Raw genomic sequence first — 24,006 nt, 5'->3', positions numbered from 1 at the left:
GTGCAGATTGCGGACGGCTTGGAACGAGCATCGATCCGGTACCTCGGTCGGCGCGGCTGCCGCCCCACCGCCCAAGGCAGAATTCCTTGCTGAGCTCGCCGAGCCCAGCGGGAAAAGGCCGGCGGCTCTCAGCCGCCAGCCTCTTCGCTTGGTCGAAAAGCTTGCGACGCAATGCGCCGTTACTTGACTTCGACAGTAGCGCCAGCCTCTTCGAGCTGCTTCTTGGCCTCTTCGGCCTCTTCCTTGGAAACGCCTTCCTTCAGCGTGGTCGGAGCGCCTTCAACGGCGTCCTTGGCCTCCTTCAGGCCCAGACCCGTAATGCCGCGCACGGCCTTGATGACGCCAACCTTGTTGGAGCCGAAGGACGCGAGCACGACGTCGAACTCGGTCTGCTCTTCGGCGGGCGCGGCGTCGCCACCGCCAGCGCCAGGCGCGGCAGCGACCATTGCGGCAGCGGCGGTCACGCCGAACTTCTCTTCCATCGCGCTGATGAGGTCGACGACCTCGAGCACGGTCATGTTGCCAATCGCTTCGAGAATCTCGTCTTTCGAAACGGCCATGGTCTTCTCCTAGAACTTAAGACTATAGATCGGATTGCTGATGAATGGAGACTGCCGATTAGGCCGCCTCTTTGGCATCGCGAACCGCGGCAATGGTGCGGACGAGCTTGCCCGGCACCTCGTTGATGGTCGCTGCGAGTTTTTGCACCGGAGCCTTCATGGTCGCCATCAGTATGCTGATCGCCTCTTCGTAGGTCGGCATCTTCGCGAGATTGCCGATTTCGGAGGGGTCCAGCAGCTTGCCGCTCAAGGCGACGAGGCGTACCTGAAACTTGTCGTGCTCCTTCGCAAAGGCCTCGAGGACGCGTGCCGCAGAGCCCGGATCCTCCTGCGAGAATGCAAGGATCATGGGGCCGGTGAGCCCCTCCTGCATGCAGGCGAAATCCGTCCCTTCCAGCGCGCGCCGCGCCAGGGTATTCTTGACCACGCGAACATAGACACCAGCATTGCGCGCTTCGACGCGAAGCTTAGTGAGCTGCTCGACTGTCAAGCCCCTGTACTCGGCCCCGATGGCCGAGTAAGCGGTCTTAGCGACTTCCGCGACTTCGGCGACGATTGCTTCTTTTTGCGCGAAATTAAGCGCCATAGTCGTCACCTCTTTCACATGTAGCCCGGCGAGTGCCGGGCGGTGGAGAGACAGCCGCATCCAGCGGCGGCGCCTCCGTCTGAGTCGTGCACCTTCATCAGCGTTGGATCTGAATCCGGAGCACCGTCTGCGCAGGCGTAACCTCGATTAAGCCATAGCACCCCTGTCCCTCTGGGCGCTATGGCACCTGCGGTCTTTGACGGCCTCCAGCCATTGCCGAGACCTCAAAGATTCAGGCGGCCCATCTTATCGAGACCGCCTGCAACGCCCAGCCCCAGTCATCCCAGCACCGGGGCGAACGAAAAAGACTGGGAGCTGTGCCAGAAGTATCCGCGTCGACACCGCTCCACACCCGGCGCGACGCGCCGGCAATCGCCTTAGAAGCCCTAGCCTTTAGAAGGTCAAGGCCGAATGGTCGACGATTACCCCGGGCCCCATGGTGCTGGAGACAGTGACCCGCTTCATGTAGACACCCTTCGCCGCGCTCGGCTTGGCCTTCATCAGGTTCGCGAGCAGGGCCTCGAGATTTTCACGTAGCTTGTCCGGGTCGAAATCGGCCTTGCCGAGCGGACAGTGGATGATGCCTGCTTTGTCGGTCCGGTAGCGCACCTGACCGGCCTTGGCGTTGTTCACTGCCTGAGCCACATCAGGCGTGACCGTCCCGACCTTGGGGTTCGGCATCAAGCCGCGCGGACCGAGGATCTTGCCCAGCTGACCCACGACTCGCATGGCATCTGGAGCGGCGATGACGACATCATAGTTGAGCTGACCCGCCTTCATCTCCTCCGCCAGATCCTCGAAGCCGACACGATCGGCGCCAGCCTCGGTCGCGGCATCAGCCGCGGCACCCTGGGCGAATACGGCGACACGTACCGTCTTGCCGATACCATGAGGCAAGACGGTCGAGCCCCGGACGACCTGGTCCGACTTACGGGGATCGACGCCGAGATTGACGGCCACGTCGATGCTCTCGACGAACTTGACCTGAGAGACTTCCTTGAGAAGCGTAAAGGCCTCTTCCGCCGGATACAGCTTTCCAGGCTCCAGACGCTCACGAATCGCACGAATGCGCTTGGATAGAGCTGCCATCAGTTAACCCCCTCGACATTCAGACCCATCGCACGCGCGCTGCCGGCAATGGTGCGCACTGCCGCATCCATATCCGCCGCAGTCAGATCCGGCATCTTAGTCGTCGCGATCTGCTCGAGCTGCTCGCGCGTGACCGTGCCGACCTTGACCGTATTCGGAGTCGAGCTGCCCTTGGCAATACCGGCCGCCTTCTTCAGAAGAATCGCCGCCGGCGGAGTCTTGGTAATGAAGGTGAAGCTACGGTCGGAGTAGACCGTAATGACCACTGGGATGGGCATCCCCTTCTCGAGCTCTTGCGTGCGCGCATTGAACGCCTTGCAGAACTCCATGATGTTGACGCCATGCTGACCAAGCGCAGGACCGACGGGCGGACTCGGATTGGCCTCGCCGGCCTTCACCTGCAGCTTGATGTAGGCAGAAATTTTCTTTGCCACAATGTTTCTCCAATGGGTGCTAGCGCCAGCGCATGCGCGGACTGGCTCCCCATACAATGAACCCACTCGGGGCTATCAAATCAGCCAGACCCGGCTCAAGAGATCTGGCCGCGAAAACCTTTGCGTGTCACGGGGCGAGGGAAATGCCCCGGAGAGAGATCAGCCTTTCTCGACTTGCGAAAACTCGAGATCGACAGGCGTCGAGCGACCGAAGATGAGGACAGACACCTTGACGCGGCTCTTGTCGTAGTCGACATCCTCGACGACGCCATTGAAATCCGTGAAGGGACCATCGGTGACCCGCACCACCTCCCCTGGCTCATAGAGAACCTTGGGCTTGGGCTTCTCCCCACCTTCCTGGAGACGCTGCAGAATGACCTCGGCCTGGGAGTCCGGAACAGGTGCCGGCTTATCGCCAGTACCGCCGATAAAGCCCATCACCCGAGGAACACTCTTCACGAGATGCCAGGTCTCGTCGGTCATCTCCATCTGGACCAAGACATAGCCGGGGAAGAATTTACGCTCGCTCTTGCGCTGCTGCCCACCACGGACCTCGACCACCTCCTCGGTGGGAACCAGGATCTCGCCGAAGCAATCTTCGAGACCGGCCCGGCGGACGCGCTCTTCCAGGGATCGCTTGACTTGACCTTCGAAGCCGGAATAGGCGTGAATCACATACCAACGCTTCGTCATTCTCAGCCCCCCTGGCCGGTCAAGAAGCGCAGAATCGACATCAGCACCATATCGAAGAGCCAAAGCACGATGCCGACGATCAGCACCATGACGACAACGACCAGGGTCGTTTGAAGCGTTTCCTGCCGCGAAGGCCAAACGACCTTACGAACCTCCATGCGCGCATCGGCGACGAACTGCCACAGCTGACGCCCGCGCTCCGTTTGGAACGCGACGGCAGCGGCACCAGCACCGATCACCAAGAGACCCACGACCCGCAGCAGGGTCGAGACGCTCGAAAAGTAATAGAAGGCAAAAATGCCAGCGACGAGCAAGAATATGGCGGCAGCCAGCTTGACCGTATCCAAGCTGGCGCCACGGGCCTCTGCACGTAAATTCATGGAATCGCCTGTTGCCGAAGCGATGGATTAAATGGCAGGCCAGGAGGGACTCGAACCCCCAACCTGCGGTTTTGGAGACCGCTGCTCTGCCAATTGAGCTACTGGCCTAAAAACGAAAGGACTCGCGGTGCGGGGAGGCCGAAGGTGCGCCCCCGCGCACCGGATAACACCTACAACTTACTCGATGATCTTGGAAACCACACCAGCGCCGACGGTACGACCGCCCTCGCGCACCGCGAAGCGCAGACCCTCTTCCATCGCGATCGGCGCGATCAGCGTGACGGTCATCTTGACGTTGTCGCCAGGCATGACCATCTCGATGCCCTCTGGCAGCTCGCAGGCACCTGTGACGTCGGTGGTGCGGAAGTAGAACTGCGGACGATAGCCGTTGAAGAAGGGCGTGTGACGCCCGCCCTCTTCCTTGCTCAGCACGTAGACTTCGGCCTCGAAGTGGGTGTGCGGCGTGATCGAGCCGGGCTTGGCCAGAACCTGACCGCGCTCGACGTCTTCACGCTTGGTGCCACGCAGCAGGGCGCCGATGTTGTCGCCAGCCTGACCTTGGTCGAGCAGCTTGCGGAACATCTCGACACCTGTGCAGGTGGTCTTGGTGGTGTCTTTGATGCCGACGATCTCGACCTCTTCACCCACCTTGACGATGCCGCGCTGGACACGACCGGTGACGACGGTGCCGCGACCGGAGATGGAGAAGACGTCCTCGATCGGCATCAGGAAGGCACCGTCGACGGCACGCTCGGGCTCGGGGATATAGCTGTCGAGCGCCTCCATCAGCTTGTCGATGGACGGACCGCCAATCTCGGACTCGTCGCCCTCGAGCGCCAGCTTCGCCGAGCCGGTGATGATCGGGGTGTCGTCACCCGGGAAGTCGTAGCTCGAGAGCAGCTCGCGCACTTCCATCTCGACCAGCTCGAGCAGCTCGGCGTCGTCGACCATGTCGGCCTTGTTCAGATAGACGACGATGTAGGGCACACCGACCTGACGCGAGAGCAGGATGTGCTCGCGGGTCTGGGGCATGGGGCCGTCGGCCGCCGAGCAGACCAGGATGGCGCCGTCCATCTGCGCCGCACCCGTGATCATGTTCTTGACATAGTCGGCGTGACCAGGGCAGTCGACGTGCGCGTAGTGACGATTGTCGGTCTCGTACTCGACGTGCGCAGTAGCGATGGTGATGCCGCGCTCGCGCTCTTCCGGGGCGTTGTCGATCTGATCGTAGGCGCGCGCTTCACCGCCAAACTTCTTCGCCTGGTGAATGGTGATCGCCGCCGTCAGCGTGGTCTTGCCGTGGTCGACGTGACCGATGGTACCGACGTTGACGTGTGGCTTGCTACGCTCGAATTTTTCTTTGGACATGAACGGCTCCCCGCATGATTCAAATCGACTGAATGCGCCTCGGCGCACGCGAAACCCGAAATACTGGAGCCCATGACCGGAATTGAACCGGTGACCTCACCCTTACCAAGGGTGTGCTCTACCAACTGAGCTACATGGGCCAAACATAAAACTTCTACAGCAGCGCCACGATCGCGCAACGTGGAGCGGGTGATGGGAATCGAACCCACATCATCAGCTTGGAAGGCTGAGGTTCTACCATTGAACTACACCCGCAAGATCAAAATCCGCAAGATCACACTTGCGCCAATCCTTTTGCACAGCCGAGCCAAGCGATGCCACAGTACGCACCTAAGCTTCAAGCACGGAGAGCCGAGACCGGATGCACTTCCGTGATTTGGTGGAGGGGGGAGGATTCGAACCTCCGAAGGCTGAGCCGTCAGATTTACAGTCTGATCCCTTTGACCGCTCGGGAACCCCTCCAAATGAGCGGCGCAGTATAGGGGCGCAGAGAGGGCCCGTCAACATCTTTGTGCGAATCCGACGCGCAAGGCCCAACGGCTTCCAAGCCTCCCCCCCCGGACGCTCATCCCGGCATCCCCATCGCCGCAATCGAAACGCAATGCCAAGCTGCTAAGATGGGCGATCGACTTGAAAGAACCCTCGTACTCGGAGAGATCAGCGAACGATGGATGTCACGATTTTTGGCAGTGGCTATGTTGGACTCGTCACCGGAGTCTGTCTCGCGGAGGTCGGCAACAACGTCCTCTGCGTCGATGTCGATCCCGGAAAGATCGAGCTGCTCAACAGCGGCGGCGTCCCCATCTACGAGCCCGGCCTGGAGGAGATGATCCATAGAAACCGGGAAGCGGGCCGCCTCAGTTTCACGACGGACGCCGAGGCGGGGGTCAAGCACGGACTCTTCCAGTTCATCGCCGTCGGCACACCGCCGGATGAGGACGGCTCGGCCGACCTGCGATACGTCCTCGCCGTCGCCCGCTCCATCGCCGAGCACATGGATAGCTATCGCATCCTGGTCGATAAGTCGACGGTCCCGGTCGGCACCGCGGACAAGGTCGCCAACCAGGTGCGAGAGTCGCTCTCGGAGCGAGGGGCCGACCTCGAGTTCGATGTCGTCTCGAACCCGGAATTCCTCAAGGAAGGCGCCGCCATTGAGGACTTCATGCGACCGGACCGCATCGTCGTCGGCACGGACAACCCGCGGACGGCAGAGCTGCTGCGCGCACTCTACGCCCCATTCAACCGCAGCCACGACCGTCTCATGCTCATGGATGTCCGCTCGGCCGAGCTGACGAAGTACGCGGCGAACGCCATGCTCGCAACCAAAATCAGCTTCATGAACGAGCTTTCCAACATCGCCGAGGCCGTAGGCGCGGATATCGAGAAGGTCCGCGTAGGCATCGGCTCCGACCCTCGCATCGGCTACCAGTTCATCTACCCAGGCTGCGGCTACGGCGGCTCATGCTTCCCGAAGGATGTGCGCGCCCTCGAGCAAACGGCCCGCTCGCTCGGCTACGAGCCTCAGCTGCTGCACGCGGTCGAGGCCGTGAACTTCCGCCAGAAGGCCGTCCTGTTCGACAAGATCCAGACATGGTTCGACGGGGATCTGAGCGGCCGAGCCTTCGCGCTCTGGGGGCTGTCCTTCAAGCCCAACACCGACGACATGCGCGAGGCATCCAGTCGCGTGCTCATGGAGCAACTTTGGGATGCCGGGGCGAGCGTACAAGCCTTCGACCCGGTCGCCACGGAGGAGGCACGGCGCATCTATGGCGAGCGCCCCGACCTCACCTTGACCACAGACGCCATGTCCGCCGCGGAAGGTGCCGACGCCCTTGTCATCTTGACCGAATGGTCGGAGTTCCGCAGCCCTAATTTCGACGCCATCCGAAGCGCCCTCAAATCGCCGGTCATCTTCGACGGCCGCAACATAGTCGACGGAGAGCTCGCGCGAGCGGTCGGGCTGAGCTACGTCTCCATCGGACGCGCACCCCTGATCCCCAGCCATTGAGACGAAAGCATCCGAGCGGCCGACTCATGGCGAACCGCTGCCCGCCAGGGGCCGATCATCCGAGACTGGCGGCTCGATAGAGGTCGAGCCGCATCCACGGCAAAAGGGGCGCATGTGCGCCCCTTTTTCATTCCCCGAGACCCGGCCTCGGGAGCGGCGAGGTCTCGACTAGACCATCTTAAAAGCTGTGGCTCCAGCTGACCGTGATCTCGTACTGCTCCATGTAGAGACTGCCGGTCTGAGTCTGCGTGAGCGTCGGACTCGTTCCGTCGTAGGTCTCCTTGGGCATATAGGCAAACGCCAGCGCAAACTCGTCCGTCTTCGTGGCTTGATAAGCCGCGCCGAGCGTCCAGTGCCAACGCACCGTGGCAGGGGCCAGGACATTGAAAAGGCCCTGACGGTCGCTCCTCAGAAAGTCCGTGTTATAGCTGACACCCGCCATCAGGCTGAGCCGGTCATTGGGGTCGTAGCGCAGACCGAGCTTCAAGACGTCCATGCTCTCCCAGCCAAATCCGACACCACTGTTACCCCCAAGGCAATAGGAGGGCTTCTGAGAGGTGCCCTGGCAGGCCGACAAATCGACGTCGTTCGAGTTGGCGATCGAATGGCTCTCGTCGTAGAAGATGTGCTGATAGTCGAACGCGAGCGTGAGATTGGGCTGCGCCTTGTAGGCCACTCCAAGATTGAACATCGCCGGAATATCAAAAGATCCGCCATCGGCGAAGAGACCGGCGTAATCGTCGAAATCCGTCATCCAGATCGTGGTGCGGTAAGACGCACCGAGAGCGAGCTGATCGCTGACCTGACCGTACCAGCCGAAGTGCAGGCCCGCGCCATAGCTGTAGTCCATGCCATTGTTGGTCACCTTGTCCGGCCGGACCGACAGCTGCTTGAAGGGCTCCAGACCTGTCGCCTCGAATCGCTGAATGGCAAAGACAGGCGCGATACCGATCGACTGAGCACCTCCCCCAAGCGTCATCGTGTACGGGATCTCGATGAACAACTGCTCCAGATTGATGCCGGTGGGCGTCGTTGCCGTGAAGATGCCGTTGGGATTGCCATTCACCGTCCCCTCGACCTCCGCCGTCACCGGCATGGGCGAGCCCGACGAGAAATCGAAATAGGGCCCAGTGCTCCCGTCCGGATAGGCGCCTACCCGCTGATTCGGATAAACGGCGAAGTTCTCGAAAACGGCGCGGTCCTTGTACTTGGTATTCATACCGCCGTTGCCGAACACCGTAATACCGATGGTGCTGTTCGCGCTCAGCTGATGGTTGTAGCCGAAGCTCGGAATCAGAAACCAATCACCGCTGCTGTCGTACTCCCCCGGGGTCACGAACCCGCCAGCCGGCAAGGTGAAGGTGCCGCTTTCGGTCTGAACCTGCTGAGTTGCGTAGTCGTTATTGGCCTCGTAGCCGCGCGGTGTCGGGCTGAAGAAGGAGACGCCAACATCCAAGCTATTCCCGATGAAGGCCATTCCCGCCGGGTTGGTGGCACTCACCAGGGTATCCTGGGGGAGCGCGGTCGCCACGCCCGCCATCGCCTTCGAGCGAGTACCCCAGCCATGCGAGAAATAGCCGTTGGTCGCAAAGACGCTGACCGGGATGGCGCTCGTGGCAGCAACTGCAACGACGAGCGAGCGCTTGATTCTTGTACTCATACGAATGAAATCCCCTCCTCAAATCAGCTCTCAATGGGCACATAGACCCTACTTATTTATTGCTGGCCGGACCGGACCAAGGCACGAGACCTAAACGTCGCGCATGTACACACCTGAGTCAATGGCTAGAAACACCTAGCAGGAGGTTGGCCTCTCCAATCCAATTGACCCTGGACCCTCCAAGCACAGGCTTGCGAGTCACGCACCAATGGCAGGCCACACCAGGCGCAATTCAGTACAGCCCTTCAATGCAGAAGAGCCGCAGCCGCAGCCGCAGCCGCAGCCGCAGCCGCAGCCGCAGCCGCAGCCGCATCGCGATGTTCTGCCTCGAAAGCATGTGTGTCAAAGAAAATCGATCTACAGAATATTTAAATATTATTCTTCTCTAATGCGTATAGAGAAGAACGACAGCCGCTCGAGCTTTGAAACCCTAGCCGTCAGTCGGACCGGTAGGGTGGACGAGCGAGAGCGAAGTCCACCGAATCCCGCGCCAGCATTGGCGGACCGCGCTGTGAGACTGAAGAGAAATTCTACATAGAAGGTTGAGCTGAGGTACGACGCCCAACATGGCAACCGGCTTAAGGCGGTCAAGCGAAACGATGATCGAGGCCAGCTCTGACTCCAAAGGAGGAGAGGCTCGCGCGACGGCGCTGCCCAAACTCTAAGCAGGAAGCAGGAAGCAGGAAGCAGGAAGCAGGTCTAACCGCAGACTTTATATGCTCAACGCTGACTGTGGAGGCGATTCATCGCCAACTGGAACTGCCCGGCGATCAGATCCGGCAGCGTCCGCTCCGCATCGTCGAGCGCATTGCGGATGAGCCCGTCGTCTTCCTTCGAGGGGCGACCTAGCACATAGCCCGTCACCAGGGTCTTATCGCCAGGGTGGGCGATGCCGATACGCAGACGCCAGAAGTCGCGGCTGCCGAGCGCCGCGATGGTATCGCGCAGACCATTGTGGCCGGCGTGCCCACCACCCTGCTTCAGACGAACGGAGCCGACAGGGAGATCAAGCTCGTCATGGGCGACCAGAATCTCCTCGGGGGGGATATCGAAATACCGCGCGACGGCAGCAATCGCGCGACCACTGCGGTTCATGTAAGTCGACGGCTTCAAGAGCCTGAGGTCTGCGCGACCGACGGTTACCCGACAGAGATCGCCGTGAAACTTTGATTCGGAGCGAAACGACTGATGACAGCTGGCGGCAATCGCATCGACGAGCCAGAAGCCAACGTTGTGACGCGTCTGCTCATATTGCTCGCCCGGATTACCTAGCCCGACAACGAGACGAATCCCCGCTTCTGCCATGTCGCCGCCTCTTGCGCTCCTTCAGAAAGCCGATTTGCGGGCGCGAAGACAGGGGACCGAAAGCTCACCCCACCCGCGCCCGCTCGAGCCGTCAAGCCTCGGTCTCTCCGCCCTCTTCGGACTCTTCCTCATCACCGCCAGCACGCGCGCCATGGACAACGACCACGGGCTCGTCTGGGTCGGGAGCATGGGCCAGCTCGACCCCCGCCGGCAGCTGCAGCTCGGAGAGGTGGACGATGCCACCAACCTCCAGCTCAGTCATGTCGACCTCGATGAACTCGGGCAGATCCCTCGGCAGACAGCTGATCTCGACCTCGGTCAGGCTGTGCGAGACGGAGCCTCCCGCCTTGACTCCCTTGCACTTGGCTTCGTTCACGAAGTGCAGCGGGACGATCATCTTGATCTTCTCGTCCTGAGACACGCGCATGAAATCGACGTGCATGATGAAAGGCTTGGCCGGATGACGCTGCAAGTCCTTCAAGACAACCTTGGTGCTCGCGTCGCCGACCTTGAGATCCAGGACGTGCGAATAGAAGGCCTCATGCTCGAGGTGCTTGAGAATCTCGTTGTGGGGCACCGAGATCGCCTCCGGCTCCTTATGGGCACCATAGACGATTGCCGGCACCAGACCCTCGCGACGCAGGCGGCGGCTCGCACCTTTCCCTGCAGCTTCGCGCGGCTGCGCAACGACTTCGAAATCCACGCTCATTGGCGTTCTCCAAGATGTGATTGAAACGAAACGCGCCGAAATCCCGCGACCAGGATTTCGGCGCTCTAGATCGGACTGCCGATGACGTCAGCCTCGCCGCGCGCGGTCACGGCGGCGCCAGGATGCGCACCACCGAGCGAGCGCGGATCAGTCCACGAAGAGCGAGCTGACCGACTCTTCGTTCGAAACCCGACGCATGGTCTCGGCGAGCAGCTCGCCGATGCTCAGCTGTCGGATCTTTCCGCAGGCCCTGGCCTGCGGACTCAAGGGAATCGTGTTGGTCACGACCAGCTCGTCGAGCTGGGAGGACGCGATGTTGTCCACTGCCGGGCCGGAGAGCACCGGATGCGTGCAATAGGCCGCGACTAGACGCGCGCCGTGCTCCTTCAACGCCTCGGCCGCTCGACAGAGCGTGCCCGCGGTATCGACCAAGTCATCGATCAGGACGCAAGCCCGGCCACGCACGTCGCCGATGATGTTCATCACCTTGGCTTCGTTGGCGCGCGGGCGGCGCTTATCGATGATCGCCAGATCCGCGTCATCGAGCCGCTTCGCCAATGCCCGAGCCCGCACCACACCGCCGACATCCGGGGAGACGACCATCAGACCGTCGTACTTCCGACGCCAGACACCGCCCAACAAGATGGGGGAGGCGTAGACGTTGTCGACGGGGATATCGAAAAAGCCCTGGATTTGATCGGCGTGCAGATCGACCGTCAGCATCCGATCGGCGCCGGACTGACCGATCATCTTCGCAACCAGCCTGGCCGTGATCGGCACACGGGCCGACCTGGGACGCCGATCCTGGCGGGCATAGCCGAAGTAGGGGACTACCGCTGTGATGCGCTTCGCCGACGCCCAGCGCAAGGCGTCGATCATCACCAGCAGCTCCATGAGGTTGTCGTTCGTCGGCGCACAGGTCGACTGTACGACGAAGACGTCTCGCCCCCGCACGTTTTCTTGAATCTCAGCCATGACTTCGCCGTCACTGAACTGGCCGACGACGGCCTTGCCCAGTGGAAGACTGAGATGAGCGGCGATCTCCGCCGAAAGCTCCGGGTTGGCATTCCCGGAAAACACCATCATGTGGCTGGCAGGCACGGGGGTCATTCCTGTCTGCGCGGTCGATCTAGCGCGGGAAGTTGGCTGGGGTGCCAGGATTCGAACCTGGGAATGCCGGGATCAAAACCCGGTGCCTTACCACTTGGCGACACCCCAATGTTTGAAATTCAGTTTCGCTTCACTACAGATGCGGCCATCGTGGTCGCGAGCGCGCGGCTAAGGACCCGGCAGCCTCAGACGGCCGTCTGAGCCGCGACACGGTCCAGCAGTGGCGAGCGATTCCGCCCTCGAGCCACGAAGCCGCCAAGCTCGGCAGGCATGCGACCGAGTGCGGCCGAAGCCTCGCTTTCGCTCGGGAAGGCCGCAAAGACGCAAGCTCCGGTCCCTGTCAATCGCCCACCCCAAGGGTCGAGCAGACCGAGCGCGGACCTCACCTCCGGGTACTCGCGACGCACGACGGGGAGACAGTCGTTGACCGTATCCCCGTGCATGAAGTCCGCTAGTGTGATGAGTTTGGAATCCCTTGTCAAATCAGGGTGTGAAAAAACGTCTTTCGTCGAGACGGAGCACGCCGGAGTCAAGACCAGATACCAAGGCTCAGGCAGCTCCACGGGATCGAGGCGCTCCCCGACACCTTCCGCCCAAGCGGCACGCCCCCTGATGAACACAGGCACATCCGCCCCCAAGGGCAGCGCGATCTCGGCGAGCTCGTCTTCGCTGAGTCCCGCCGACCAGAGGGCATTCAGCGCGACAAGTGTGGTCGCCGCATCCGAGCTGCCACCGCCGAGCCCACCGCCCATGGGGAGATGCTTCTCGCAACGAATGTCTGCGCCGAGCGCGCAGCCGCTCGCCTGCCGCAAGGCCAATGCGGCACGGACGGTCAGATCGGCCTGCTCGGGGACGCCCTCGAGGTCGCCGACACGACGGATTCGACCGTCATCTCGAACATCGATCCAGAGCCGATCGCACCGATCGATGAGCTGAAAGACGGTCTGGAGCTCGTGATAACCGTCGGCGCGCCGACCAACCACCCGCAGCATGAGGTTGAGCTTGGCGGGCGCGGGCCAAGCCTCGCCCCAGCCGACACCCTCGCCCCAAAGGGCATCCCCGGAATCCGCCCTCCCGAGCATCGTCATTTGCCCTCACCGCGCGCCGCGGGCGCTGCCGCTGGATCCTCCCGCACGGCATCCGTCCGAGAGACCCGGTAGCGCCCCACCACGGCCTGCAGGTAGTCGTGGCCGGGATGGGCCTGGAGCGCCTTGTCCCATACCGCCAGGGCATCGGCACGCCGGCCGAGCGCCCACAGAACCTCGCCCAGGTGCGCCGCGATCTCACCGTCGTCCAGCTTCTCGAAAGCGCGCTCGAGATAGTCGAGCGCCGTCTCGAGATTGCCGAGCCGGTAGCTCACCCAGCCCATGCTATCGAGAATGGCCGGCTCATCCGGCTTGATGGCATAGGCACGCTCGATCAGCGCACGCGCCTCCTCGTAGCGCTTAGTGCGATCCGCAAGCGTGTAGCCGAGCGCGTTCAAGGCATCCGCATGATTGGGCTCGACCTCGATGATTCGCCTCAGATCCTGCTCGCCCGCCGCGATGTCCCCCTGCTTGACGCGATAGAGACCCCGCGCGTAGAGGAGATTCGTATTCGCCGGATGACTGCCGAGCGCGGCATCGTAGACCGCCAAGGCATCCTCCGGCAGCCCAACCTCGTCGAGAATCTCGGCCTCGACCATGAACAGCGGGATCGCGTTGTCGGGTGACTCGCTGCGCAGCCGCTGCAGGATCTCGCGCGCCTGCGCAACCTGCCCCTGCCTGGCCTTGAGCAGGGCAATGCGGACATGCGCATCGTCGCTGTTCGCTCCGTCGACACGGCCGTACCACTCGAGCGCGGCGGAAACGTCATCGGATTGCTCCGCTGCCTGCCCCAGGTAGAAGGCAGCCTCACCCTTGCGCTCTCCGGTCTCGTACAGCCGCTCGAAGTAGAGTCGGGCCCCCCCGAGATCCTCGAGCTGGAGCGAGAGTATGCCGACCGCGAAGAGCACGTCGGGCTCCTTGGGCTGATTGCGCAGCATCCGCTCGAAGACATCGCGCGCCGTCGTGAACTCCTCTTCCTCGACAAGGAACTGCCCATAGAGCATTCGCAGCGCATGGTCATCCGGGCTCTCGTTGACGAAACCCTCGAGCAGAGCACGCGCGTCGTCACGCTTGTCCTCGGAGATGAGCAGGCGAACTAGGAAGAGGCGCGGCGCATTCCAGCCCGGCCGCAGCGCCATCGCCCGGCGCGCTGCTTGCTCGGCCACGTCGATCTGCGAGGCGCTAGCCGCGACCATCGCCAGTGCATTCTGCGCCTCGGGAAGGTCGGGGTAGCGCTCCGCGAGCGCCTGCATCATGGAGACACGCGTCTCCGCGCTCGGGAGACGCGCCAAGATCGCCGCCGCCTTCGCGAACGCCGCCTCTAAGCGGGGCCCCGACAGATCGACGAGACGTCCCAGGTGAATCAGGGCCCCCTCCTGATCACCGGCCTTGATCCGCACGAATGCCGCGACCTGATGCGCCGACGGCGACTCCGGCTCGATATCCAGCCACAAGCGGATGCCGCGATCCGCAGACGCCAGATCGTCCCCGGTGATCGCCGCCCTAACGGCGAGCTCGGCCATTTCCACCGACCGCGTCAGCTCCGCCGCACGATAGTAGTGCTCGAAGGCCGTCACCCAGTCCCCACGCCGACCGGCGATCTCGCCCACCAAAACCGAATAGACCTGATCTGGGCGCAGCCCTCGCACAGCTGAGGGCGGCGCCGGCCGCTCGCCCACCGGCGCCGCACTGACTGTCGACGACGGCACGGACTCGGTCAGCGCCAGAGGGCTTCCCGCTGCAAGGAGCAGCGCGAGAGCCAGTGCTAGCGACGGTGAAAAGCGAGGTGATAGAGCCATGGTGTTAGATCCGGAGATGAGTGGCACCTAAGTATTGATGTGCGTCCTGGGAGCTGGTCTGCGTCCTGGGACATCGAGTTGCGACCGAGGGTCAATTTTGCATCCGATGAGATTTTTCATCCGAGGATTTAGGGCCACCGATGGGCGAGCATGCACCCGCATCGAGTATACCCAGAGCGCTCGACGGCCTTCAAAACATCCCCGGACCGGGCGCGGCATCCAGGACGCGAAAGCCAAGCGCCCCTACCACCGATCCGGGACTGCGGCTGAGCCAGATCAAGTGTCTGCCGCTTTCGAAGCCAGGCCCAGGGTCATGCTAGGCATCATTCCAGCAAAAAAATTGGTAGCATTGCGCTGTTTTGCATCCTTAAGCCCAGGCTCAAGCGATTCATATCGAATCATGACGGCCCGAGTCATGACGGACGCTCGGCAGGATTATCGGCTGGGAAACCCGAATCTCGCACCCCGAAAGAAGCGGTGCTCGTCGACGCCGTCACATCACTGAAACCTCAGATCATCACTCAAACGAATATGAAGCTGATTGTTCTCGGACTCAACCACAAGACCGCCCCGGTCGACATCCGCGAGCGACTGGCCTTTGGTCCGGACATCATCGCTGGCGCGCTAAGGGACCTCACGGGCTGCAATGACGTTTGCGAAGGCGTCATCCTCTCGACCTGCAACCGGACCGAGATCTACGCCGCCGTGCAGGACGGCGCGGAGGAGGAGATGCGCCGCTGGCTGAGCGGCTTCCACGGCCTCGAGCACGAGCGGGTCAATCCCTTCCTCTACGCCCACGCGGAGCGGGATGCAGTCACCCACCTTCTGCGCGTCTCGAGCGGCCTGGACTCGCTGGTGCTTGGCGAGCCGCAGATCCTCGGACAGGTCAAGACGGCCTACCAGACGGCCGTCGACTGCAACGCGACCGGCAAGCTCCTCGGCAGGCTCTTCCAGCACACCTTCTCAGTCGCCAAGACGGTGCGCACGGAGACCGCGATCGGCAGCAGCCCGGTCTCAGTGGCCTTCGCCGCCGTCAACCTAGCACGTCAGATCTTCAGCGACTTGTCCGAGCAGACCGCCCTGCTCGTCGGCGCCGGCGAGACCATCGAGCTCGCCGCACGACATCTCCACCACAACGGCGTGGGCCGCATCATCGTGGCCAACCGCACGGTCGAGCGCGCGCATGACCTCGCCTCGCAGTTCGATGGCTTCGCCATCTCCTTGACCGAGATCGCCAACCACCTCCCCGAGGCCGACATCGTCATCGCCTCCACCGCGAGCCCACTGCCGGTTCTCGGCAAAGGCACGGTGGAGCGCGCCCTCAAGAAGCGCAAGCATCGCCCCATCTTCATGGTCGACATCGCCGTTCCACGCGACATCGAGCCCGAGGTGGGCGATCTGAGCGACGTCTATCTCTATACCATCGACGACCTGCAAGAGGTCATCGACGAGAGCCTGCGATCGCGCCAAGCCGCCGCCGAGCAGGCCGAGGAGATCATCGCCTTCCATTCGGGCGAGTTCATGGCCTGGGTCCGCTCCCTGGACGCCGCCGGGCTCATCCAGGACTATCGGCAGCGCGCAGAGGAGCTGCGCGACGAGGTCTTGGCCCGCGCCCAACGCCAGATCGACGCCGGCAAGCCGCCCGCCGAGGTTCTCAACTTCCTCGCGCATACGCTGACCAACAAGCTGCTGCATGCCCCCAGCTCGCGACTGCGTCAAGCGGCACGCGATGGTGACGCAAGCATTCTGGAGGCCGCCAACGAGCTCTTCCAGCTCGAGCAGACGCGCACCCACGCCAATCCATGAATCCATCCATCCGGGCCAAGCTGGAGCGCATCTCGGAGCGCTTCGGCGAGGTCATGGCATTGCTGGCGGAGCCCGAGACACAGGCCGACTCGGATCGTTTTCGCGACCTCAGCCGCGAATACGCCCAGCTCGAGCCGCTCATCACCTGCTATCGGCAGTACCTCGCCGCGGAAGCGGACGTCGCGGCCGCCGAGGAGATGCTCGGCGACCCCGAGATGGCCGCGCTCGCCAAGGAGGAGGTCTCAGTAGCCAGCGCGCGGCGCGCGCGGCTCGAGCCCGAGCTGCATCAGCTTCTCATCCCACCGGACCCTAACGATCAGAGCAACGCCTTCCTCGAGGTCAGGGCCGGCACCGGGGGCGCCGAAGCGGCGCTCTTCGCCTCAGACCTGCTGCGCATGTACATGCGCTATGCCGAGCTGACGGGCTGGCGCACCGAGCTGCTCTCCGAGAGCCCGGGCGAGCTCGGCGGCTACAAGGAGGTCGTCATCCGCATCAGCGGCAACGGGGTCTATTCGCGACTGAAATTCGAGCCTGGCGCCCACCGCGTGCAGCGCGTCCCCGAGACCGAATCCCAGGGACGCATCCATACCTCCGCGTGCACAGTCGCCGTCCTGCCGGAAGTCGCCTCGATCGACAGCATCGACATCAACGCCAACGACCTCAGGATCGACACCTACCGCTCCTCGGGCGCGGGCGGTCAGCACGTCAACAAGACGGACTCGGCGATCCGCATCACCCACCTCCCCTCGGGCATCGTCGTCGAATGCCAGGAGGAGCGCTCGCAGCACAAGAACCGCGCCAAGGCCATGGCGCTGCTGCATGCCAAGCTGCTCGCCGGCGCCCGGGACAGCCAAGCCTCCGAGCAATCCGAGTCACGCAAGCTGCAGGTGGGCAGCGGTGATCGCTCCGAGCGCATCCGCACCTACAACTTCCCGCAGAACCGTCTCACCGATCACCGCATCAACCTGACGCTCTACAAGCTCGACGAGATCATGGCCGGCCAGCTCGACCAGGTGATCGAGCCACTGCTCGCCGAGTACAGGACGGAGCAGCTCGCCGCCATGATGCAGGCTTGATGACAGGGACAGCGACATCGCCCGCGGCGGTTGCGCAGATCCTGAAGGACGCGGCTCGACGCCTGAGCCAGATCCCAGAGAGCACTCCCAGGCTCGAGGCCGAGCTCCTGCTTACCGAAGCGACCGGCTGGTCTCGCACGACACTGATCGCCTGGCCCGAGCGGACGCTCTCCCAAGCCGCAGCGAGCAAGTTGGAGGGGCTGATTCAACGCCGCCTCGCCGGCGAGCCGATCGCCTACATTCGCGGACGGCAGGCCTTCTGGACCTTCGAGCTCGAAGTCACGCCGGCAACCCTGATCCCGCGTCCCGAGACCGAGCTGATCGTCGAGACAGTGCTCGAGCTGCGCCGCGAGTATGCGGCGCTCCAGGTCGCGGACCTCGGCACAGGATCGGGCGCCATCGCCGCCGCAGTCGCAAGCGAGCGGCCCGACTGGAAGGTCATCGCAACCGACCGCTCGGCCGAGGCCCTGGGCGTTGCCAGGAAGAACCTTCGCGCGCTTGGCTTAGGCAAGGTCAGACTCGCGCGCGCCAATTGGCTCGATGCCCTGGCACCTGCGTCTCTAGACGCCATCTTGAGCAATCCGCCCTATGTCGCCGAAGGGGATCCGCACCTTCAGCGCGGCGACCTGAGATTCGAGCCTGCGGACGCGCTCTGCCCGGGTGGCGACGGCTTGGATGCGATCCGCGCCATCGCAGGCACCGCTCACCTCTGCTTGCGCCCCGGCGGCCTCGTCGTAGTCGAGCATGGATTCGATCAGGGCGCCAGGGTGCGCCAGCTCTTCGAGCAGCACGGACTCGAGCATGCGGAGACGCGCGCCGACCTTGCAGGCCTCGACCGCGTCACCCTGGCCTGGCGCTCGCGCGAGCGATCCGCAGCGCCAGCCTAACCAGCCTTCCGCTCGGTCTCGCCGAGCTCGGCAAGCGCGTCTCGAATCCACTGCTCCGTCTCGGCGATGAGCGCCTCGGGACCGGCCTCGCAGGCGATCGGCGGGCCGATCCTGAGTCGAATCCGCCCCGGCCGCCGCAGGATCGAGCGCGCCGGCCAGCAGTGCCCGGCATCGTGCGCGATGGGCAGGACGCGGCGGCCGGCATGACAGGCCAGCTTGGCTCCCCCGGCATTGAACCTGCCGATCCGACCCGGCGGCTGGCGTGTCCCCTCCGGAAAGATCAGGACGCTGATGCCGGCGTCGAGGCGACGCTTGCCCTCGCGCAGGACAGTCTTCATGGCTTGCACAGGCTTGCCACGATCGATCGCGATGGGCTGCAGCAGCGCCAGGCCCCAGCCGAAGAAGGGCACCCAGAGCAGCTCGCGCTTGAGGACGGTCACCTGAGGGAAGACGAGCAGCTGGAGATAGAAGGTCTCCCACTGGCTCTGATGGTTCGCCATGACGACGACCGGCTCGCCCCGCGGGATGTGCTCGTGCCCCGAGACCTCGATCTCCACGCCGTTCAGCCTGCGCAGCAGCCACATGCTCGCCCGGGTCCAGAGGTTGACGAAGCGATGACGCCCCTCGAAGCGCATCAAGGGCGCCAAGAGGACGCTGACGAGACTGTGCACAATGCCCATGACATTGTAGAGCAGGAAAAAGAGTAGACTTCGTACCCAGATTCCAGGGGTGACTTCAGATCGATACATGCTTGATCAGGTGACTCCCTTGACTAAGGTGACTCCGTGGAGATTTCCGGTCGGCCGGCCTCGGCCAAGCGCGCAAGTCGGCGCAAAACTATAGCCTTCCGAAAGTGCACGAGTTTTGTCAATACTCGAACCGGACCGGAGAGATACGGATTGATTATTTCCCGCTCCGGATTAGCATGAAACCGCTATGGACATTTCCGACTCAGAGCACATCCGACAGCGCATCATCGCGTTTCAGGAGATCCACCCGAATCCCAACCAGGCGGAAACAGCTGCGCTCTTCCTGGTCGAGGTGGATGGCATCCTCAACGCATCACCTGTCTCACCCGTCTTGCTCCATGTCCATTACGACGTCCTCAAGACAACACTCCACGAGATCGAGGACGCCCTCACGGAGCTTGGCCTTCACCTCAATACCGGTCTCTTCAACAGGCTGAAGCGCGCCTTGCACTACTACACGGAGGAGACCGTGCGCGCGAACTGCGGCTGCGAATGCTGCGAGGTCAATTGTACCGCCAAGCTCTTCGCGAAGCGCTACGAGCTCATCGAGCACGGCTGCCGCGACGAGCGCCCCGAGCACTGGCGGCGGTATCTGTAGCCGCCAGCCGCCAGCCGCCAGCCGCCAGCCGCCAGCCGCCAGCCGCCAGCCGCCAGCCGCCAGCGTATTGGATCCGCTACCAGCGAGCCGCGCAAACGTCTGAAGAGAGCGCCATCCGCCCCACGCCTGTGCCACAATGAGTTATCCTTATCCCGCCTAAACGTCAGGCATTCAGCCTAAAAAAGCTGTTGAGCCGTAAGCGGTTAGCCCCCTCCCGCAGCGCTATCATCCTGATATATGAAATTATTCTCGCATATCCGGAATGTGTAATTTTGAAGCCGAGAGGGGCGCGCACGAAGAAACAAGGGCTTATGGTGGGGTGATCGGTGAAATCCACGAAGTGAGTGCGCCGTAAGTCTTCGAAATATCAGCCGTTAAGGGGGCTAAACGGCTACGTTGAGCCTCAAGACCCACGAACAACGCATAGGATTTCAAGCAGCCATGAATGGGCGTCGATCATCGATCGGTCCGGCTTCCCGCTGTTAGGCAAGCGCAGCGCAGTCCAATAACGCCGGCGCGGGATTCGGTGGACTTCGCTCCCGCTCGTCCACCCTACCAGCTCGACTGACGATGGCGGCCCACAACGGCGATGGCGCCGCCGCAGAGGTGAAAGCCGCGAATTGGAGAGACCTTTATCCTTGGCGTCCTTCGCACCTTTGCGGTTCGAATTACCGAATCTAGGCTGAGATCAATAAGATAAAGCGCCAGCCGCGATCCGCTGGTAGCTGGTAGCTGGTAGCTGGTAGCTGGTAGCTGGTAGCTGGTAGCTGGTAGCTGGTAGCTGAGAAAAGATGACTGACGACGAGCTCCTACGCTATAGCCGACAAATCCTGCTGCCCCAATTCGGTATCGAGGGACAGGAGCGGCTGCGCGCCTCCAGCGCACTGGTCGTCGGGCTCGGCGGCCTAGGATCGCCGGTCGCCATGTATCTGGCTGCGGCGGGGATCGGCCGGCTCTTGCTCGCCGATTTCGACGCCGTCGATCTCTCGAACCTGCAGCGCCAGCTGCTGCACAGCTCGGAGCGGATCGGACAGCCCAAGGTCGATTCGGCGATCACCGCCCTGCACGCCCTGAATCCCGACGTCGAGCTGGTCCCCATCAAGCCGAGCTTGAGCGATGAAAGCCTGCCCGAGCTCGTCGGCCAGGTCGACATCCTGATCGACGGCAGCGACAACTTCCCGACCCGCTTTGCCGTCAACCGGGCCTGCGTCGCCGCCCGCGTGCCACTGGTGTCTGGGGCGGCGATTCGCATGGAAGGCCAAGTCGCCTGCTTTTCAGGCCAGCCCGGCGGCCCCTGCTATCGCTGCCTCTACCCGGAGCACGGCAGTATCGACGAGACCTGCTCGGCCAACGGTATTCTCGCCCCCGTCGTCGGAATCGTCGGCAGCATTCAGGCGACGGAGGCGCTCAAGATCCTGACCGGCGTCGGCATCCCGCTGTTCGGGCGCCTCCTCATCCTGGATGCCTCGACCATGGACTGGCGCAGCATCCGCGTGCCCGCCGACCCGGCCTGTCCCGTCTGCGCAGGCTAGCACGGCATTCCGCCTGCTATCGCAGGAAGGGGTGACGCTGGGAGTGCTGGCCTCCAGGCCAACAGGCGTCGACCTGTAGGCCGACACGCCCAGCACTGATGGCGCCGACATCAATGCTGGCATAGCAACTTGAGCGTGAAACGCGGTTCTCGTCACCCCGGCCCTTGCCACTCCGGCCGACCACGCCCCCACGATCAGTCGTTCCTTCCAGCTCCATCGTCAACAACTGATGCTAGCCGCGCGCGATTGCTATATGGTGACCTGCCAGTCACCACTGGGAGCCGCCGCCAATGCGCTTCGAAGTCAGCCCGGCCGACATCAAGAAGGCCAACGTCCCGCACGAGATCTTCCTGACCAACCTGATCGGCAATCACATCCTCATGGCGGTTGGCCTCGGCGGACTCGCCGGCAGCTTTCCCTGGATCATGGCGATCGTGCCCGCCGTGTCATTCACCCTTCTCCTCTACACCCTGTGGCGCGCGAGACAGTCGATCGGGCGAGATCCCTGGTATGTCATGTGTCATTGGCAGATCTGCGCCCGCCGCAGCCGGATCTTCCTATTCATGCTCGGACTCCTGCTGACCGCCGTTGTGCTCGGCTGGGTCTCCTACACCTACGGGGGCATGATGAAGGAGGCCGTGTGGGCGCTCGTGGCGGGGACCGGCATCCTGCCGGTCATGGTCACAGTCCTGGTGCTCGTCATCGTCGAGTCAGACGCGCTCTATCATGCAAACCAAGCCAAACTGCCGCAATGGGTCGTGGCGCGTTTTCCGAATCCGGACGCGCGCGTCATCCATGACGAGGAGCCAGCGCTCCACGCGTCATGATCCGGACTGAAGCTCCTGCTCCAGCAGGGTGTCCAGCACCTCGAACATGCGCGCCTGCCCCCCGGCCTGACTGGGTCCCGTGCGGTACTTGCCATCGATGATGATGGTGGGGACGCTGTCGATGCCGTAGCGCGTCGCCATCTCCTTGGCCTTGCGGAGCTGGGTCTCGACCAGAAAAGACGCGTAATCCGCGCGAAACTCGGCTTCATCGAGACCTGCCTCGCCGGCAAGCCCGGCCAGGTCGTCCTCGGTCATCAGCTCGCGCTTCTCCTCGTGAATGGCACGAAAGAGTGCCTTGTGGAAGACATCCAGCTTCCCCATGGCCTGGGCCGCATAGAAGGCACGCGCATGGGCATCCCAACGCCCGCCGGTCGCGGGCATGCGGCGAAACGCGGCACCTTCCGGCAGGGACTCGAGCCATGCGTCCAGCGCGGGCTCGAGGTGCCAGCAATGCGGACAGCCGTACCAGAAGACCTCCAGCACCTCGACCTGCTCGCCGGTCTCGGTCGGCTGCGGCTGCACCAGGCGCGTGTAGTCGATCCCTTCGTCGAAGGCCCAAGCCTGCGCCACCAGCATCGAGCCGAGCAGGACAGGCGAGAGGAGCCAAGCAAGCATCTCAGGACTCCTGTCGATAGGGCACGAGCAGCACCCCGTCGAGCCAACCCGCGCCTCAGCCCACGAAGGCGTAGTCAAGAATCAGCCCGACGAAGACCGCCATACCGAAATAATTGTTGTTCAAGAACGCCTGAAAACAGAGGGCTGGCTCGCGGCTGCGAATGAGGTACTGCTGATAGACGGCAAAGCCGGCCGCGACCAAGAGCCCGAGGTCATAGAGCATCCCGCGCCCGGCCTCCCGGCCGATCCAATAGAGCATGGCGAGCATAAGGATCTGCAGCAGCCCGACGACCAGCCGGTCCCAACGGCCGAACAAAATCGCCGTCGACTTGATGCCGATTTTGAGGTCGTCCTCGCGGTCCACCATGGCGTACTGGGTGTCGTAGATCAGCGCCCAGATCAGCGTCGCGGCGAAGAGCACCCAGGCGTAGAAGGGGATGGACCCTGTGACGGCCGTGAACGCCATGGGGATCGCCCAGCCGAAGGCCGCCCCGAGAAAGACCTGCGGCACGTGCGTGAAGCGCTTCATGAAGGGATAGATCATCGTCAGCAGTGCGGCGACGACGGACAGCGCGACCGTCTGCCAATTCAGCTGCAGCACCAGCGCGAACGCCAGCAGGCAGAGCACGACGAAGACGCCCACGGCCTCCTTCGGCGTGACCTGCCCGGTCGCCAGGGGACGCTGATTGGTGCGGGACACATGGCCGTCGAAGTCGCGATCCGCGAAGTCGTTGATCGCGCAGCCGGCGGAGCGCATCAGCACCACGCCCAGGACGAAGATGAGCACGACGCTCCACGGCGGCGATCCCGCGCCGGCCAGCCAAACCGCCCAGAGCGCCGGCCACATGAGCAGGAAGATCCCGATGGGCCGATGCAGCCGGACCAGCAGGTAGTAGCCGTAAAGGCGCTCGCGCAAGGTCAGGGGGCGTTGCGATGGTTGGACTTTCAGCTCGGGAACGCTCATGCCGCTCTCTTGGGGAAATCGATTGATTGGAGATGGGCTCGAATGGCCGGAATTATCGCATAGGCCCGCCTGGATGACCCGAGCGACCATTCGCGGGCCAGGTCTCGACCGTCGGAGACCCGGCTCCGCCGCCGCTTGCGAGACCGAGCGATGCAGCGCCTGGCCC

The 24,006-nt window shown here is 63.1% G+C and carries 23 protein-coding genes and 5 tRNA genes; 7 read left to right on the top strand and 21 right to left on the bottom strand.

What is annotated here, in order from left to right:
* Positions 1-179: 179 nt before the first annotated feature.
* The 11 genes from rplL to G3446_RS14015 form a co-directional block, all read right to left on the bottom strand.
* Complete coding sequence (rplL, locus tag G3446_RS14065) at positions 180-560, bottom strand: 50S ribosomal protein L7/L12 (protein ID WP_164453459.1); 381 nt, start codon at positions 558-560, stop codon at positions 180-182.
* A gap of 58 nt (positions 561-618) precedes the next feature.
* On the bottom strand, positions 619-1,146 hold the full coding sequence (rplJ, locus tag G3446_RS14060; RefSeq protein ID WP_164453470.1) for a 50S ribosomal protein L10: 528 nt from the start codon (positions 1,144-1,146) through the stop codon (positions 619-621).
* A gap of 393 nt (positions 1,147-1,539) precedes the next feature.
* Entirely contained in the window at positions 1,540-2,235 is a 696-nt protein-coding gene (rplA, locus tag G3446_RS14055; RefSeq protein ID WP_164453458.1) for a 50S ribosomal protein L1, read from the bottom strand.
* Complete coding sequence (rplK, locus tag G3446_RS14050) at positions 2,235-2,669, bottom strand: 50S ribosomal protein L11 (protein WP_164453457.1); 435 nt, start codon at positions 2,667-2,669, stop codon at positions 2,235-2,237. Before rplK ends, rplA begins: the two co-directional genes overlap by 1 nt.
* Positions 2,670-2,828: 159 nt before the next feature.
* Positions 2,829-3,362, bottom strand: a complete 534-nt coding sequence (gene nusG / locus G3446_RS14045) for a transcription termination/antitermination protein NusG (protein WP_164453456.1) — start codon at positions 3,360-3,362, stop codon at positions 2,829-2,831.
* Positions 3,363-3,364: 2 nt separating this feature from the next.
* On the bottom strand, positions 3,365-3,742 hold the full coding sequence (gene secE, locus G3446_RS14040) for a preprotein translocase subunit SecE (RefSeq protein ID WP_164453455.1): 378 nt from the start codon (positions 3,740-3,742) through the stop codon (positions 3,365-3,367).
* Between the two features lie 32 nt (positions 3,743-3,774).
* Positions 3,775-3,850: transfer RNA gene (locus G3446_RS14035), tRNA-Trp, on the bottom strand.
* A 69-nt stretch (positions 3,851-3,919) separates the two neighbouring features.
* Positions 3,920-5,110: an elongation factor Tu gene (tuf, locus tag G3446_RS14030; RefSeq protein ID WP_164453454.1), complete on the bottom strand. Its 1,191-nt coding sequence runs from the start codon at positions 5,108-5,110 to the stop codon at positions 3,920-3,922.
* Between the two features lie 64 nt (positions 5,111-5,174).
* A tRNA-Thr gene (locus G3446_RS14025) sits at positions 5,175-5,250 on the bottom strand.
* Between the two features lie 41 nt (positions 5,251-5,291).
* A tRNA-Gly gene (locus G3446_RS14020) sits at positions 5,292-5,365 on the bottom strand.
* Between the two features lie 122 nt (positions 5,366-5,487).
* A tRNA-Tyr gene (locus tag G3446_RS14015) sits at positions 5,488-5,572 on the bottom strand.
* A gap of 205 nt (positions 5,573-5,777) precedes the next feature.
* On the opposite strand from G3446_RS14015, the gene G3446_RS14010 reads away from it, so the two are divergent.
* Positions 5,778-7,118 carry a UDP-glucose dehydrogenase family protein gene (locus tag G3446_RS14010; RefSeq protein WP_164453453.1) on the top strand — a complete coding sequence of 447 codons (1,341 nt, stop codon included), beginning with the start codon at positions 5,778-5,780 and terminating at the stop codon, positions 7,116-7,118.
* 178 nt (positions 7,119-7,296) lie between these two features.
* Here the strand turns inward: G3446_RS14010 and G3446_RS14005 are convergent, their stop codons facing one another.
* The 7 genes from G3446_RS14005 to G3446_RS13975 all read right to left on the bottom strand — a co-directional run bounded on the left by G3446_RS14005 (position 7,297) and on the right by G3446_RS13975 (position 14,786).
* Positions 7,297-8,778 (bottom strand): OmpP1/FadL family transporter, encoded by a 1,482-nt coding sequence (locus G3446_RS14005; protein WP_164453452.1) that lies wholly within the window; start codon positions 8,776-8,778, stop codon positions 7,297-7,299.
* A 720-nt stretch (positions 8,779-9,498) separates the two neighbouring features.
* Positions 9,499-10,083 carry an aminoacyl-tRNA hydrolase gene (gene pth / locus G3446_RS14000; RefSeq protein ID WP_164453451.1) on the bottom strand — a complete coding sequence of 195 codons (585 nt, stop codon included), beginning with the start codon at positions 10,081-10,083 and terminating at the stop codon, positions 9,499-9,501.
* Positions 10,084-10,174: 91 nt separating this feature from the next.
* A complete protein-coding gene (locus tag G3446_RS13995) occupies positions 10,175-10,792 on the bottom strand; it encodes a 50S ribosomal protein L25/general stress protein Ctc (RefSeq protein WP_164453450.1) in 618 nt (205 codons plus the stop codon).
* 147 nt (positions 10,793-10,939) lie between these two features.
* Positions 10,940-11,893, bottom strand: coding sequence for a ribose-phosphate diphosphokinase (locus G3446_RS13990; protein ID WP_164453449.1), 954 nt, complete (start codon positions 11,891-11,893; stop codon positions 10,940-10,942).
* A gap of 42 nt (positions 11,894-11,935) precedes the next feature.
* Positions 11,936-12,010: transfer RNA gene (locus G3446_RS13985), tRNA-Gln, on the bottom strand.
* A 77-nt stretch (positions 12,011-12,087) separates the two neighbouring features.
* Entirely contained in the window at positions 12,088-12,984 is an 897-nt protein-coding gene (gene ispE / locus G3446_RS13980; protein ID WP_164453469.1) for a 4-(cytidine 5'-diphospho)-2-C-methyl-D-erythritol kinase, read from the bottom strand.
* A 2-nt stretch (positions 12,985-12,986) separates the two neighbouring features.
* The gene (locus G3446_RS13975) at positions 12,987-14,786 is read right to left on the bottom strand and encodes a tetratricopeptide repeat protein (protein WP_164453448.1); all 1,800 of its coding nucleotides are present in this window, start codon (positions 14,784-14,786) and stop codon (positions 12,987-12,989) included.
* Between the two features lie 531 nt (positions 14,787-15,317).
* Here G3446_RS13975 and hemA point away from each other — a divergent pair.
* The 3 genes from hemA to prmC are packed head-to-tail and all read left to right on the top strand — an operon-like array spanning position 15,318 to position 18,555.
* On the top strand, positions 15,318-16,592 hold the full coding sequence (gene hemA, locus G3446_RS13970) for a glutamyl-tRNA reductase (protein ID WP_164453447.1): 1,275 nt from the start codon (positions 15,318-15,320) through the stop codon (positions 16,590-16,592).
* A complete protein-coding gene (prfA, locus tag G3446_RS13965; RefSeq protein WP_164453446.1) occupies positions 16,589-17,668 on the top strand; it encodes a peptide chain release factor 1 in 1,080 nt (359 codons plus the stop codon). The genes hemA and prfA overlap by 4 nt, the downstream gene beginning before the upstream one ends.
* On the top strand, positions 17,668-18,555 hold the full coding sequence (gene prmC, locus G3446_RS13960; protein WP_164453445.1) for a peptide chain release factor N(5)-glutamine methyltransferase: 888 nt from the start codon (positions 17,668-17,670) through the stop codon (positions 18,553-18,555). The genes prfA and prmC overlap by 1 nt, the downstream gene beginning before the upstream one ends.
* Here the strand turns inward: prmC and G3446_RS13955 are convergent.
* The gene (locus G3446_RS13955; protein WP_164453444.1) at positions 18,552-19,304 is read right to left on the bottom strand and encodes a lysophospholipid acyltransferase family protein; all 753 of its coding nucleotides are present in this window, start codon (positions 19,302-19,304) and stop codon (positions 18,552-18,554) included. The two genes, prmC and G3446_RS13955, sit on opposite strands and share 4 nt — an antisense overlap.
* A gap of 187 nt (positions 19,305-19,491) precedes the next feature.
* Here G3446_RS13955 and G3446_RS13950 point away from each other — a divergent pair, with 187 nt between their 5' ends.
* The 3 genes from G3446_RS13950 (at position 19,492) to G3446_RS13940 (ending at position 22,261) form a co-directional block, all read left to right on the top strand.
* Positions 19,492-19,902 (top strand): hypothetical protein, encoded by a 411-nt coding sequence (locus G3446_RS13950; protein ID WP_164453443.1) that lies wholly within the window; start codon positions 19,492-19,494, stop codon positions 19,900-19,902.
* Between the two features lie 791 nt (positions 19,903-20,693).
* A complete protein-coding gene (locus G3446_RS13945; protein WP_164453442.1) occupies positions 20,694-21,434 on the top strand; it encodes a HesA/MoeB/ThiF family protein in 741 nt (246 codons plus the stop codon).
* A 290-nt stretch (positions 21,435-21,724) separates the two neighbouring features.
* Positions 21,725-22,261, top strand: a complete 537-nt coding sequence (locus tag G3446_RS13940) for a hypothetical protein (protein ID WP_164453441.1) — start codon at positions 21,725-21,727, stop codon at positions 22,259-22,261.
* Here G3446_RS13940 and G3446_RS13935 read toward each other — a convergent pair.
* Positions 22,256-22,876 (bottom strand): thiol:disulfide interchange protein DsbA/DsbL, encoded by a 621-nt coding sequence (locus G3446_RS13935; RefSeq protein WP_164453440.1) that lies wholly within the window; start codon positions 22,874-22,876, stop codon positions 22,256-22,258. The two genes, G3446_RS13940 and G3446_RS13935, sit on opposite strands and share 6 nt — an antisense overlap.
* A 55-nt stretch (positions 22,877-22,931) precedes the next feature.
* The gene (gene ubiA / locus G3446_RS13930) at positions 22,932-23,840 is read right to left on the bottom strand and encodes a 4-hydroxybenzoate octaprenyltransferase (RefSeq protein WP_164453439.1); all 909 of its coding nucleotides are present in this window, start codon (positions 23,838-23,840) and stop codon (positions 22,932-22,934) included.
* Between the last annotated feature and the right edge of the window lie 166 nt (positions 23,841-24,006).

The organism is Thiorhodococcus minor (genome assembly GCF_010820565.1).
GTDB lineage: Bacteria > Pseudomonadota > Gammaproteobacteria > Chromatiales > Chromatiaceae > Thiorhodococcus > Thiorhodococcus minor.
Note: the sequence above shows the minus strand (reverse complement) of the source record. Positions and strands in the feature narration are given on the sequence as shown.

Excerpts from the sequence above, each read along its gene's own strand:
- rplA (WP_164453458.1), bottom strand. The coding sequence starts at position 2,235 with ATGGCAGCTCTATCCAAGCGCATTCGTGCGATTCGTGAGCGTCTGGAG.
- prfA (WP_164453446.1), top strand. The coding sequence starts at position 16,589 with ATGAATCCATCCATCCGGGCCAAGCTGGAGCGCATCTCGGAGCGCTTC.
- hemA (WP_164453447.1), top strand. The coding sequence starts at position 15,318 with ATGAAGCTGATTGTTCTCGGACTCAACCACAAGACCGCCCCGGTCGAC.
- rplL (WP_164453459.1), bottom strand. The coding sequence starts at position 560 with ATGGCCGTTTCGAAAGACGAGATTCTCGAAGCGATTGGCAACATGACC.
- nusG (WP_164453456.1), bottom strand. The coding sequence starts at position 3,362 with ATGACGAAGCGTTGGTATGTGATTCACGCCTATTCCGGCTTCGAAGGT.
- G3446_RS14010 (WP_164453453.1), top strand. The coding sequence starts at position 5,778 with ATGGATGTCACGATTTTTGGCAGTGGCTATGTTGGACTCGTCACCGGA.
- G3446_RS13935 (WP_164453440.1), bottom strand. The coding sequence starts at position 22,876 with ATGCTTGCTTGGCTCCTCTCGCCTGTCCTGCTCGGCTCGATGCTGGTG.
- prmC (WP_164453445.1), top strand. The coding sequence starts at position 17,668 with ATGACAGGGACAGCGACATCGCCCGCGGCGGTTGCGCAGATCCTGAAG.
- G3446_RS13950 (WP_164453443.1), top strand. The coding sequence starts at position 19,492 with ATGGACATTTCCGACTCAGAGCACATCCGACAGCGCATCATCGCGTTT.
- tuf (WP_164453454.1), bottom strand. The coding sequence starts at position 5,110 with ATGTCCAAAGAAAAATTCGAGCGTAGCAAGCCACACGTCAACGTCGGT.
- pth (WP_164453451.1), bottom strand. The coding sequence starts at position 10,083 with ATGGCAGAAGCGGGGATTCGTCTCGTTGTCGGGCTAGGTAATCCGGGC.
- rplJ (WP_164453470.1), bottom strand. The coding sequence starts at position 1,146 with ATGGCGCTTAATTTCGCGCAAAAAGAAGCAATCGTCGCCGAAGTCGCG.
- secE (WP_164453455.1), bottom strand. The coding sequence starts at position 3,742 with ATGAATTTACGTGCAGAGGCCCGTGGCGCCAGCTTGGATACGGTCAAG.
- G3446_RS13955 (WP_164453444.1), bottom strand. The coding sequence starts at position 19,304 with ATGTATCGATCTGAAGTCACCCCTGGAATCTGGGTACGAAGTCTACTC.
- G3446_RS13945 (WP_164453442.1), top strand. The coding sequence starts at position 20,694 with ATGACTGACGACGAGCTCCTACGCTATAGCCGACAAATCCTGCTGCCC.
- ispE (WP_164453469.1), bottom strand. The coding sequence starts at position 12,984 with ATGCTCGGGAGGGCGGATTCCGGGGATGCCCTTTGGGGCGAGGGTGTC.
- G3446_RS13940 (WP_164453441.1), top strand. The coding sequence starts at position 21,725 with ATGCGCTTCGAAGTCAGCCCGGCCGACATCAAGAAGGCCAACGTCCCG.
- ubiA (WP_164453439.1), bottom strand. The coding sequence starts at position 23,840 with ATGAGCGTTCCCGAGCTGAAAGTCCAACCATCGCAACGCCCCCTGACC.
- G3446_RS13995 (WP_164453450.1), bottom strand. The coding sequence starts at position 10,792 with ATGAGCGTGGATTTCGAAGTCGTTGCGCAGCCGCGCGAAGCTGCAGGG.
- G3446_RS13975 (WP_164453448.1), bottom strand. The coding sequence starts at position 14,786 with ATGGCTCTATCACCTCGCTTTTCACCGTCGCTAGCACTGGCTCTCGCG.
- G3446_RS14005 (WP_164453452.1), bottom strand. The coding sequence starts at position 8,778 with ATGAGTACAAGAATCAAGCGCTCGCTCGTCGTTGCAGTTGCTGCCACG.